The organism is Peribacillus sp. P4_C12, assembly GCF_056402095.1.
Map to the genome: position 1 here is coordinate 16,564 of NZ_JBFUIB010000036.1, position 12,039 is coordinate 28,602.

Here is a 12,039-nt window from a genome sequence, read left to right on the forward strand (position 1 = left end):
TCTTTTGCCAAGTCATTATCGTCCAGAAATAAACGTACCAAAGGGTGCTCTTTAATGTTGGCGACTGGTTTGATTTTCGAAAGAAGTTATTTAACTCTTATGTTAAGTAATTATAAGTTTAGAAAATAATTTCAAAGAGGTGCTATGATGATGAAAAGTAAAAATTCACCATTTAAGATTGCGGTAATTTTAACATTAGCCGTATTTGTTTTATTGGCTGCACTAGTTATGGTTAACAATATGAAATCTAAATCAAATAGTGAAACAACTTATGATAAACAGCCACCAATAGAAGGTCAACCTACTTTAGGTGATTCTGATGCTCCGATAACAGTAGTTGAATTCGGCGATTTTAAATGCCCTTCTTGTAAAGCCTGGGGGGAAACAATTTATCCACAATTAATGAGTGATTATGTAGACACGGGCAAAGTGAAGTTTTCGTATATAAATGTGTTATTTCATGGGGATGAATCCAAGCTAGGTTCATTGGCTGGAGAAGCAGTATATAAACAAAATCCAGAAAGTTATTGGATATTCCATAAAGAGTTATTTAAAGCACAACCAAGTGAGAATCACGACGGATTATGGATAACAAATGAGAAAATTTTAGAAATAGCAAAGACTATTCCTGAGATTGATGTACAACAATTACAAAACGATTTAGAGAACCAAACGGGTTTAGAAGAAGTTAATAAGGATGAAAAATTAGTTGAAAAGTTTAAAGTGCAATCTACACCAAGTATCATGGTAAACGGTACGATGCTTGAAGACCCCTTTGACTATAAAAAGATTAAAAGCCTTATAGATAAAGAGTTTGAGGAAAGTAAATGATGAAAAAAACTGCAAGAGGGTCAAATAATAAACAGTTACTTCTTTATATGGCGTGGCTAGTTTCTGTTGTGGCAACGTTGGGGAGTCTTTATTTTAGTGAAATTCGAGGGTTTATTCCTTGTGAGCTATGTTGGTATCAGCGTATATTGATGTACCCATTAGCCTTAATTCTTGGAATTGGTACTTTTCAAAATGACGCATCTGTAAAAAGATTTATACTCCCAATGGCGATAATTGGTTGGTGTATCTCTCTATTCCACTACCTCGAACAAAAAGTTCCAGGGTTCGCCGAATTAAAACCATGCGTAAATGGTGTTCCTTGTAGTGCAGAATATATTAACTGGCTTGGCTTTATCACTATTCCATTTTTAGCATTATCAGCTTTTTCTTTGATTATCGTGTTCATGCTTTTGATAAAAAAAACAAAAAAAGATTAAAGATAAAAGGCAATCCGATATGGGGAAGAGCTTGAAAAAGCATTTATCAGAAATGGGCGCTACTCTAATTGTCACACTCAACAACCTAAGACTTCTCAGATTAAAAGACAAATAACAGAGGGCTCCCATGGAGGGAGCCTATTTTGATTGGAGGGGAAAGTAATGAATAACAAGTGGAATAAATTTATTTATAAATGTTGGTCGCCTATTTACGATAGGTGCTTCTCCTTGGGTAGAATGGTTATTAAGCAAAGATATTATTGCTCCTTTGCACATACAGTTCATCCCAACTTTTCAAACCATCTTGTAAATGATAATTTCATTCTTATTTTTGACGATGATTGTTGTAAGTTTTAGAAAAACAAAACCCTATTTAGGAATAGTATTCGGGATAAGTTTTATTGCGGCCTTATATATGGGATTGATGATGTCAATTTCAATATAAAAAAGTAGAAAATTCATAAAAGAAATTAAATCTAATCCCGTTAAAAAACCTCGGCAATTGCTGAGGTTTTTTTGCATATAAACAAATAAGAACCATAAAAGCTTAATAGCAATGTGATTCGATTAGTAAATTGCAAAGACGAGGAACTCCACTAATGACTTTGAGTAAACATAATGTTTGTTTGTATCACTTAAAATGTGAATTTCATAAAAATATTTGCAACTTGCAAGTATCGGTGTTATAAATTGGATATAGAATATTTGTAATGAATAATTTGCTTTTACAAGTGAAAGGAGAAGGGGGAAGTTATGATCATTCGTGAAGCGATGGAAGCGGACATAGATTCCATCAAAGTAATTTACAATCAAGGTATTGAGGATCGGGTCGCCACGTTAGAAACAGAGATGAAGGACCAAACTTACATGGAAGAATGGTTTGCCAAGCACATTGGACGATATAAGGTAATTGTCGCTGACCAAGAAGGGGAAATCGTTGGATGGGCTTCCTTGAATCCATATAACAGCCGCGATGCTTATAAAGGGGTTGCCGATTTATCCGTTTATATCTCAAGAGATCATCGAGGAAAAGGGGTTGGCGGTTTATTGCTGCAATCAATCGAAAAGTTCGCAGAAGAAAATGACTTCAATAAAATTGTGTTATTCACTTTTCCCTTTAACCAGATGGGTCAAGGATTGTACAAAAAACGGGGGTATCGAGAAGTAGGAGTGTTTAAGAACCAGGGAATTTTAGACGGGGAATTTGTCGATGTGATGGCTATGGAGAAATTACTTTAAACAATTAGGGGGTAGGGATTATGACAGTGAACCATTCAAGCGTATTGTCTGTTGGTTATTTTGATGCTTATTTCAAGCTGGTTTTAGCTTCTCGTGAACCTGTGGTGGAAAAGGCAAAAGAATTCATTGAAGCCAACTTTTTTAAAGGCGAAGCGTTTTATTATGGCGAGCAAACTCACCTAAATTTCATTACGGCTTTTAACAAGCTGAAGGATCAACAAAAAAATAGTTGAATCAAATAGTTGCAAAATGCAAATAATCAGCGTATAAATAAAGTGAGGTGAAAGTAATGGAAAATGAAAACCTTAGAGGTCTATTCCAACTCTTGACAAGACGTTTTGGATTATTGAATAAAAATTGTTGCAGCGCTGATGGAATTGAGATATCCCTCGTTCAAAGCCATATCCTGTATGAAATAAACCGACAAAATAAGGCTTCCATCCAGCAAATTGCAGAAACATTGGGAACGGATATTACGACGTTCAGTCGACAAATCCAATCCCTAATAAAATTGAATTTGGTCACAAAAACCCCTGATGCGGAAGATCGGAGAATTTCTATCCTTTCTCTGACCGATGAAGGCGTGAAAATCAATCAAACTATCGATCAACAAATGAATGATTACTTGAATGAGATCTTCAAGACGATGAATGAGTTTGAAAAGGAATCAGTCGTGCGTTCTCTGACATTGCTTAATGATCGAATGTTGAAGTCTTCAGTATGTTGTACTACTCCATGGGGGTAGTATAATTTTTCGACAATACTTGCAAATTACAACTTTTTTAAATGAAAATATAGGAGGGAATAATGATGGTTCAATTTGATAAAAGTGCATTACCCGTAGCAATTATAGGTGGGGGTCCTGTGGGGCTGGCCACTGCCGCTCATTTACTAAAAAAAGGGGAGAAGTTTATCGTATTGGAAGCGGGGGATTCCGTTGGTTCGAGTATGTTGGAGTGGGGACACGTTCGAATGTTTTCTCCGTGGCAATATAACATCGATAAAGCAGCAAAGGAATTACTGGAAAACGCTGGATGGACGTCACCTGACGAAAATGCTTTGCCGACAGGTCGCGAACTGTTAGAAGAGTACCTTCTTCCGCTTAGTAACCTTCCAGAAATAAAAGAACAGATTATCTTACAGGCAAAAGTAGTCGGTGTTGCCAAAAAGGCTCACGATAAATTAAAAACAGGAAAACGGGACACGGTTCCCTTTCAACTGTTTGTAGAAGTGAATGGTGACACAACAGTCATTGAAGCGAAAGCTGTCATTGATTCCTCAGGTACTTGGACCAATCCAAACCCGATCCTTTCAAATGGAATTTGGACGAATGCGGAGAAACAATTACACAATCAAATCCACTATAGCATTCCTAACGTCGTACAACTAGAAAACAGATATCAAAATAAAACCACCGTGGTGATCGGAAGCGGTCATTCTGCCATAAATGCATTATTGGATCTGGCCACCTTACAGGAAAAATTTGCGGATACCAAGATCTACTGGGTTCTTCGTAAAAAACAGATCCATGAAGTGTACGGTGGGCAAGAAAACGATGGCTTGGCAGCTCGTGGAGAATTGGGCATTAGAATTCAGCAATTAGTGGAGTCTGGACGAATCCATATTCTTACTCCCTTTCATATTAACGGCGTGTACCCAAGGAACGGTCAAATCACGGTGGTGGGAGAACTAAACGGAGAAGAATCCACAATCAGTGATATTGATGAAATCGTTGTGAGTACGGGTTTCAGACCTGATACATCCTTTTTAAATGAAATTAGGATAAACCTTGATTCAGCTGTGGAAAGCATAGAAGCGCTTGCTCCGCTAATTGATCCTAATATTCATAGTTGTGGAACCGTGCGGCCGCATGGTGAACAAGAATTACGGCACCCTGAAAAGAACTTCTACATTGTTGGCATGAAGAGTTATGGAAGAGCACCTACATTCTTACTGGCGACAGGCTACGAACAAGTTCGTTCCGTGGTGGCTTATCTTACTGGGGATGTAGAAGGGGCAAAAGAAGTACACTTGGAACTCCCTGAAACTGGAGTTTGCAGTACGAATCTAGCTTCTAGTTGCTACGACTCTGATACTCCAGCAACTGAAACAAAGGGCAGTTCATGCTGTGACAGTCCCGTTCTAGCGAGATTGGAAATTAAAAATAATTCTTGTTGTGAATAAACCAAAAGACCAGTCTGAAGTCAGGCTGGTCTTTTTATATGATACTTTTTATTTCGAGATGCAATATTAAATTATTTTTGGATAGTCGGACCACTTATTGTGTCTTCTTTTGCCATATGGAACTAACGCACCCGTTAGTTCATTAAGAAAAGCGATTCTTATTAAAGAATCGCGCCCGATTATTGAAGTTTATGAGTTTCTATTAGCGAATTTAGCTCAATAAAGGGTACCACCAACATTTTATCCTGTGGGAACTAAGATGGGAAACTTCATTGTGATGCATTCAAATTTTTTCAAGCTGCCCTTTTAATTCAACCAACTTATTCTTAATAAACGGAGCTGTTTCTTCAGGCAACTGTTCTAATTTAAAAAATTCAGCTTCAATTTCTTGATTTTCATCAGGTGTTACTTCTCCTTTATAGTCTGTACATAAGTATCCTATCGCAACGATGTGATACTCATCTTCACCGTCCTCTGGCTTCATATAGAGTTCCAGACCAGAATAAACACCAAATAATTGTAATGAATTTATTGTTAGCCCTAAATCATCTTGTACATTTCTTTTAATAGATTCCTCAACTGACTCATTTAATTGCAAAATTCTGCCAGGAATTCCCCGAGTTGCACCTGAATATCTATTCAGTAAAATTTCTCCTTTATTATTTATAATGGCTACACTTGGCCGCACCACTATCAGTGGAGAATTTCCAATCATTTCTCTTATATCTTCACAATAACCCATAAAACCCTCCTATGAAAATTGATTAATAAACTTTGTAACATTTCCTAAACAACAACTACCTTGAGGGTTGTTTACCTCACACCCACATCGGTTTTCTTTTATATTTTCGCGAATATGTTCTACTGGATTAGGAGTAAGTCCTTTTTCCGCATATTGTTTAATTTTTTCTTTTGTCCAATCAAAACAATAACAAATTGGTGTAGTTGCTGAGTCATCTTTTTGATGAATAGCTACCTTTATATCAGATACAAGGTACTTTTTATTATTCGTATCAAAATAGACTACATTACAATCTTCAGTTGAACAAAAATACTGAATTTCTTTAGAGTTCAATGTTTCTAATGCAGATGGTTTAAGCAATGATTTTAAAGTAATCAACTTTACATTTCTAGCTTTATTTTTACATGATGGACACTCACCATTATTTTTAATTTTTATTTCTTTAAGGTTGCTACAACAATCTTCCATCATTTTTCCACCTTTACATTTTATTATTTCTATAAATATTTTTCTGTTTCTTTTCTTCATACATTAAAGTTTCAATAATAGGACATTCGTAAATATCTTTGTTTTCAGGACATCTTTCTTTAAGGTCTATCAACATTTGTTCAATTTTTATAAGATCTTCAATTTTACGCTGGATGTCCTCTAATTTAAGAACGGTGAAATCATATATGTCACGGCACTTTTCTTCATTGCGATCGACAACCACTAGCAATTTATCAATTTCATTTAAGGTAAATCCCAATTCCTGCATCCGTTTTATGAAATTCAATCGATCGCCCGTTTGTTGGGAATACATTCGGTATCCTTTTTCGGTACGATTAGGCTCTGGAATTAAGCCTAAACGCTCATAATATCGAATGGTCTCCTTGTTAACGCCACACTTTTCAGCTAGTTCTCCAATACGATATTGCATATATCTCACCTCATATAAAGTATAAACCCTGTACCATAGTACAGGGTCAAGGGAAGTATTATTTACTATATTATCGATCTACTTTCTTTAACTAAACTACCATTTTTTAGTAAGCCTTATTCAACAATATGGCCCAATTGTTGAACAAAGATCAAACAGCACTTTTCAACTAATCTGCCCCATTAGTTCATCAAGAAAATCAATAACACCCTTTATGAAACATCATTAAGCAGACTCATATTTAAAATTATATTGTTGAATATTTATTACTTGATTAAATAAGAATATACTTATACAATGATATTAAATAACTATATAAGCATATGATTATTTATTTGATTAGGCTAGGAGGGATAAAATGCAAACGAATGAAGCGTTGGATATAGAAGCTACGGCAAACGTTCTTAAACTTTTAGGTGATAAAACACGTTTGACCATGGTGAAAATTATGTCTGAACATGAATGTTGTGTCTGTGAATTTGTAGACCTGTTTGATATGAGCCAACCTGCTATTAGCCAACATTTACGAAAGTTGAAAGATAGCGGAATTGTGAATGAAGCGAGAAGGGGACAATGGATATTTTACTCGTTAAATCAAACATCCGCTTATTACTCATTTATTCAAACAGTTATCAAGGATTTGCCAAGTCAAGCATTTAAAGTAGAAGAATTAACAGCACAAGGAAAACGAATTTGTTGTGACTAACGAGGAGGAGAACATCAGTGGGTTCTGTTTTATTAGCTAGTATCATCTTTTTGCTGACGTTGACACTCGTCATCTGGCAACCCAAAGGATTGTCAATCGGATGGTCAGCATGCGGGGGTGCGGTACTTGCCTCACTAGTTGGGGTTGTTGACTTCAATGATGTAATTGCCGTTACGGGTATTGTATGGAACGCGACGTTGGCATTCATTGCTATTATTATTATTTCTTTGATTTTAGATGAAATTGGTTTCTTTGAATGGGCAGCTCTACATATGGCTAGAGCGGCTAAGGGAAATGGAGTAAGGATGTTTGTGTATGTGAGCATTCTGGGAGCCCTAGTCGCTGCGTTCTTCGCAAATGATGGAGCCGCTCTCATCTTAACTCCGATTGTTTTGGCAATGGTTCGAAACTTGAAGTTGGAAGAGAAAATGATCTTCCCATTTATCATCGCGAGTGGGTTTATTGCGGACACTACATCCTTACCGCTTGTGGTAAGTAATTTGGTCAACATTGTTTCTGCGGACTTTTTTGATATCGGGTTTATTGAGTTCGCCTCTAGAATGATCGTTCCCAACCTGTTTTCATTAGCAGCAAGCATCCTGGTATTATATTTGTATTTCAGAAAGAGCATTCCGAAGAATTATGATATAGCTCAATTAAAGATGCCAGTCGATGCCATTCGGGATGTAAAAATGTTTCGCCTGTCTGGGATTGTTTTAGGTGTCCTGTTGGTAGGCTATTTTATCAGTGAATTTTTCAACATTCCTGTATCCATCATTGCAGGTGTTATCGCCATTTTCTTCTTGTTTATGGCAAGACGAAGTCCAGCTGTTAATACCAAGACCGTTGTAAAAGGCGCACCATGGGCGATTGTGTTCTTCTCCATTGGAATGTATGTCGTGGTGTATGGATTGAGAAACGTTGGATTGACGAACATTTTAGCTGATCTTATCCAAGTGACGGCCGATCAAGGATTATTCGCTGCTACTGTCGGGATGGGCTTCATTGCCGCCATTCTCTCATCGCTTATGAATAACATGCCGACGGTCATGATAGACGCTCTTGCAATTGATAGTACCAATACAACAGGTGCGATTAGGGAAGCCCTTATTTATGCAAATGTCATAGGTTCGGACTTAGGACCGAAAATTACACCGATTGGTTCTTTGGCTACATTATTGTGGCTACATGTCCTTTCATTAAAAGGCGTGAAAATCTCATGGGGAACCTACTTTAAAACGGGAATCATCTTAACCATCCCAACATTGTTCATCACATTAGTTGGCTTATATATATGGTTGCTCATTATTCATTAAACACATACTTTACTTTAAAAGGAGAGGTACAATATGGCTAAAAAAACCCTTTACTTTTTATGTACAGGTAACTCTTGCAGAAGCCAAATGGCAGAGGCATGGGGCAAGAAATATTTAGGAAACGAATGGGAAGTGCTTAGTGCAGGAATTGAAGCCCATGGGTTAAATCCAAATGCCGTAAAGGCAATGAATGAAGTTGGAGTGGATATTTCCAATCAGTCATCAGATATCATCGACACTGACATTTTAAATAATGCAGATTTTGTTGTGACTTTATGTGGTGATGCAGCAGACAAATGTCCAATGACGCCACGGCATGTTAAACGTGAACACTGGGGCTTTGATGACCCAGCTAAAGCGGAAGGAACAGATGAAGAAAAATGGGCTACTTTCCAACGTGTTCGTGATGAAATCGGAGCAAGAATTGAACGTTTCTCTAAAACAGGCGTATAAATAACATTGAAAAGCCGCGAGTGATCTCTTGGCTTTCGTTTTATCCATAGCATAAGTAAATGATTATATATTGAGGGGAGATGAGCTAGTGATGAAAGTTGAAAACTTTGATCCGTCAATGTGTTGTTCAACTCCACCGGTGTTTGCGGGCGAAGTATTGATCCTGAATTAACAAGGGTGGCTATAAGTGCCTTCAACAGAGAAAATACATATACCGAAACACTCGACTCTACTTAAGACATAAGCATTAAGTTTCAATACAAAGAGCTGCCAATTCGGCAGCTCTCTTCTTAATTAAATTTTAATATTAACTTTTGCATCTTTTTGAAGCTCTTCCACATGTTTCACAAGCTTTTCTTGTTTCTTTTGTTGCTCTAGTTGCTTCTGGATTTGCGGCTTCATTTTTTCAAGTTTCTGTGCCTCTTGCCCACTTGCCTTCGCTTGCTCCTTAACCTGGTCGTAATACTTTTCAATTTCTTCATCTGTTGCTTCTTCTACTTTAATCTCTTTATCAACGTACTTCGTATACGGAATATTTTCAGCGATCTGAGTTTTCAACTTTTCCAAATTCAACCCTGCTTGTTTCATCGCTTCATTAAATTTCTCATCATTCTCGAATCGGCCTTTCATTTCTGCAAGTTGCTTTTCGATTTCATCCTTGGAGGCTGTGTAGCCCTTTTTATCAGCTGCTTGAAGCAGCAGTCTTTGCCCCACTAAAGAATTGATCGTTTGCTCTTTAATTTGTTCGGCTACTTTCTTCGAGGTTGGGTCTTGTCCCAATTGTTGCATCTGCATTTGTGTCGTAGACAGCAAGCTATTATATTCCGCACCTGAAATTTTCTCGTCATTGACGATGGCCACCGTTTTCTTTTCATCTACCTTTTGCTTGTCTAGTTCTTTCTGCAATTCTTCCATCTGTTTTTGCTGATCCTCAGTTGTTTTAGCCGTCTCTTTCTCGTCATTTTTTTTACCAGCTTCATCGTTCGAACCACAAGCTGTTAAAACAACTGCCAATAATCCAATAACGATAGGGTACAATAGTTTCTTCATATTCGGTCTCCTCTCGTATTCGAAACTAAAAAATCATCTAATGCGCATTATAAAGGAATTTCCCTTTAAAACACAATATAATCATTCTTTTTTCCAGAAAACAGGAAGATAGTTTAGGCATTACCTCATTTAAAAGGTGAAACTTTCTAGGAAACTGAATCCATTTACCCTTCATAGATTCAATAAGCTGAAAAGAGATAGTAAGGCCGACATACACGAACAAAAGGGAAAGTATTTCGATCCATCCATAGCGGAGACTTTCATAGACTATTTTTTATGAGCAAAGATCTGATTGTTTAACAAGATACATATAGAAACGCCTGGGATTGTATTTAAGTAGTTGATAAAAGGTTTCATATCCTACTTAATAATGAAACGTTTTAATTAGCTATTTCAGAATTATTATTTGATAGAACAGAAAACTTTGTGAAAATCCCTTGAATTGTCATATATATGGATATAAGTAACTACTGTATCTAAGTTTTATATGGTATTATATACCTGGTAATTAGAATGTAGTTCAGGAGGAAATTCATTGTTTTTGAAGAGATTCAATTCACAAAAAGAAAGCATAGTTAACATAGCAGGGAATGCTAAATTGGATATACCTAGGGGGACGGAGATTGAAAATCAAGTGCAAATGATTGGCCTAACTAAAGAGGATCTTCGAATCATGAACCGTTTACAGCCCATTGTCATTGAGAAAATTGATGATATCGTAAGTGAATTTTATAAAAATTTAGAAAATGAACCTTCCTTATTAACCATCATCCATGATAAGAGCTCGATTGATCGATTAAGAAAAACCCTTAAAAAACATATTTCCGAGATGTTTGATGGTGTTATTGATCAGACCTATTTCGAAAAAAGGATACGGATTGCCCAGATTCATGTCAAAATCGGACTTAAAACAAAATGGTATATGTGTGCCTTTCAGGATCTTCTCCTTTCTCTTACCACTATCATTGAAGAACACATAGAAGATCGAGTGGAAGCTTTTCTAGCTGTAAAGGCTGTAACTAAACTATTAAATCTGGAACAACAATTAGTGCTGGAAGCGTATGATTCTGAAACGGAAAGATTGAGAGAACAAGAAGAAGAACAAAAAAAATGGATGAAGGAACGTGTGGCAAATTCTTCAGAAAACCTCGCGGCCATCTCCGAAGAGACTAATGCATCCTTCCAACAATTAAGGGTTCAGTCCCATGAAATCGTTACACTTGCAAACAAAGGGACTGCCTTATCAGTGCTTGCAGAAAAACGAGCTGGAAAAGGGAAAAATCAGCTAAGCAAACAAAATGATACGATGGTGAATATCCATCAATCGGTCAATGATATATCAGGTGATGTAGAGGTCTTGCTCGAAATTTCGAATAGGATGCAGGTCATTGTGAATATAGTAACAAGCATTGCCGAACAAACAAATTTATTAGCTCTAAATGCGGCAATTGAAGCAGCACGAGCGGGTGACGCTGGAAAAGGTTTTGCTGTTGTAGCTGGAGAAGTTCGTAAGCTTTCCGAAGAAACTAAAAAGTCAGTAACAAACGTATCCACTTTAATCATAGAGACGAACGCTCAAGCTGGAAAATTAACACACTCTCTAGAAAACATTAGGGAGGCTGTAAAAGACGGTAATGAAAGCATGAAAGAAACGGAAAATCATTTTGAACAAATACTAAGAACGATGGGTGAAACGAAATTCCAAAATGACAAGATTGAAAATGAATTAGTTTCCTTTGTGAATGTGGTGAATGAATTAAGTCAAGCATTTGAAGAAGTAACTTTATCTGCCGATAGCCTTACCATGATTACACAAGAAATGAAGTAATTTGATGGAGGTATAGACATTGAAAGTTAAATCAAGTGTGCCACTTGAATTGGTGGGGTATTTAAAGCTGGCGGATGCCGTCATCATTACGGATCACCATCATCGCATCGTTGATATTAATGCGTATTATGAGCAAACCACAGGGTATTCAAGAGACAACATCATTGGATTCAAGGCTGGATTTTTAAAGTCAGGGTTAACACCTACGTGTACCTACAAGTCCCTTAAAAGAGAATTAAGGAAGGGGAATCCTTGGTCAGGAGTCTTCACCAATCGAAAGAAATCAGGAGATATTTGGCATTCTTCGATTACAATCACTCCGATTCATATAGAG

General features: G+C 36.9%; 15 protein-coding genes and 1 pseudogene. 12 read left to right on the forward strand and 4 right to left on the reverse strand.

The genetic code is table 11. The features are described from left to right. Window positions 1-147 precede the first annotated feature (147 nt). The 6 genes from AC1DUW_RS08910 (at window position 148) to AC1DUW_RS08935 (ending at window position 4,691) form a co-directional block, all read left to right on the forward strand. The gene (locus AC1DUW_RS08910) at window positions 148-831 is read left to right on the forward strand and encodes a DsbA family protein (protein ID WP_477642368.1); all 684 of its coding nucleotides are present in this window, start codon (window positions 148-150) and stop codon (window positions 829-831) included. Then, complete coding sequence (locus AC1DUW_RS08915) at window positions 831-1,268, forward strand: disulfide oxidoreductase (protein WP_053344742.1); 438 nt, start codon at window positions 831-833, stop codon at window positions 1,266-1,268. The genes AC1DUW_RS08910 and AC1DUW_RS08915 overlap by 1 nt, the downstream gene beginning before the upstream one ends. A gap of 753 nt (window positions 1,269-2,021) precedes the next feature. Then, window positions 2,022-2,507 (forward strand): arsinothricin resistance N-acetyltransferase ArsN1 family A, encoded by a 486-nt coding sequence (locus AC1DUW_RS08920; RefSeq protein ID WP_056531047.1) that lies wholly within the window; start codon window positions 2,022-2,024, stop codon window positions 2,505-2,507. 20 nt (window positions 2,508-2,527) lie between these two features. Beyond that, complete coding sequence (locus tag AC1DUW_RS08925; RefSeq protein ID WP_053344744.1) at window positions 2,528-2,740, forward strand: hypothetical protein; 213 nt, start codon at window positions 2,528-2,530, stop codon at window positions 2,738-2,740. Between the two features lie 56 nt (window positions 2,741-2,796). Next, the gene (locus AC1DUW_RS08930; protein WP_053344745.1) at window positions 2,797-3,252 is read left to right on the forward strand and encodes a MarR family winged helix-turn-helix transcriptional regulator; all 456 of its coding nucleotides are present in this window, start codon (window positions 2,797-2,799) and stop codon (window positions 3,250-3,252) included. 62 nt (window positions 3,253-3,314) lie between these two features. Then, entirely contained in the window at window positions 3,315-4,691 is a 1,377-nt protein-coding gene (locus tag AC1DUW_RS08935) for an FAD-dependent oxidoreductase (protein WP_477642363.1), read from the forward strand. Between the two features lie 283 nt (window positions 4,692-4,974). Here the strand turns inward: AC1DUW_RS08935 and AC1DUW_RS08940 are convergent, their stop codons facing one another. The 3 genes from AC1DUW_RS08940 to merR are packed head-to-tail and all read right to left on the reverse strand — an operon-like array spanning window position 4,975 to window position 6,352. After that, a complete protein-coding gene (locus AC1DUW_RS08940; RefSeq protein WP_053344747.1) occupies window positions 4,975-5,433 on the reverse strand; it encodes an NUDIX domain-containing protein in 459 nt (152 codons plus the stop codon). 9 nt (window positions 5,434-5,442) lie between these two features. Continuing rightward, complete coding sequence (locus tag AC1DUW_RS08945) at window positions 5,443-5,901, reverse strand: putative iron-sulfur cluster-binding metallochaperone (protein ID WP_053344748.1); 459 nt, start codon at window positions 5,899-5,901, stop codon at window positions 5,443-5,445. 13 nt (window positions 5,902-5,914) lie between these two features. Next, window positions 5,915-6,352 carry an Hg(II)-responsive transcriptional regulator gene (gene merR / locus AC1DUW_RS08950; RefSeq protein ID WP_053344749.1) on the reverse strand — a complete coding sequence of 146 codons (438 nt, stop codon included), beginning with the start codon at window positions 6,350-6,352 and terminating at the stop codon, window positions 5,915-5,917. A gap of 358 nt (window positions 6,353-6,710) precedes the next feature. Between merR and AC1DUW_RS08955 the strand changes: the two genes are divergently transcribed. The 4 genes and pseudogenes from AC1DUW_RS08955 to AC1DUW_RS08970 form a co-directional block, all read left to right on the forward strand. Further along, window positions 6,711-7,058, forward strand: coding sequence for an ArsR/SmtB family transcription factor (locus AC1DUW_RS08955; RefSeq protein WP_053344750.1), 348 nt, complete (start codon window positions 6,711-6,713; stop codon window positions 7,056-7,058). Window positions 7,059-7,075: 17 nt separating this feature from the next. After that, window positions 7,076-8,374, forward strand: a complete 1,299-nt coding sequence (locus AC1DUW_RS08960; protein WP_477642364.1) for an arsenic transporter — start codon at window positions 7,076-7,078, stop codon at window positions 8,372-8,374. Window positions 8,375-8,407: 33 nt separating this feature from the next. Continuing rightward, entirely contained in the window at window positions 8,408-8,827 is a 420-nt protein-coding gene (gene arsC / locus AC1DUW_RS08965; RefSeq protein WP_053344752.1) for an arsenate reductase (thioredoxin), read from the forward strand. A gap of 88 nt (window positions 8,828-8,915) precedes the next feature. After that, window positions 8,916-9,034, forward strand: a pseudogene (locus AC1DUW_RS08970) (arsenic metallochaperone ArsD family protein); the annotation flags it as partial. A gap of 87 nt (window positions 9,035-9,121) precedes the next feature. On the opposite strand, the gene AC1DUW_RS08975 reads toward AC1DUW_RS08970, so the two are convergent. Further along, window positions 9,122-9,877, reverse strand: a complete 756-nt coding sequence (locus tag AC1DUW_RS08975) for a SurA N-terminal domain-containing protein (RefSeq protein ID WP_190270215.1) — start codon at window positions 9,875-9,877, stop codon at window positions 9,122-9,124. 535 nt (window positions 9,878-10,412) lie between these two features. Between AC1DUW_RS08975 and AC1DUW_RS08980 the strand changes: the two genes are divergently transcribed. Together AC1DUW_RS08980 and AC1DUW_RS08985 are read left to right on the forward strand one after the other, a co-directional pair. After that, window positions 10,413-11,705: a protoglobin domain-containing protein gene (locus AC1DUW_RS08980; protein WP_477642365.1), complete on the forward strand. Its 1,293-nt coding sequence runs from the start codon at window positions 10,413-10,415 to the stop codon at window positions 11,703-11,705. 19 nt (window positions 11,706-11,724) lie between these two features. Continuing rightward, a partial coding sequence (locus AC1DUW_RS08985) for a PAS domain-containing protein (protein ID WP_477642366.1) occupies window positions 11,725-12,039 on the forward strand: 315 nt, incomplete at its 3' end.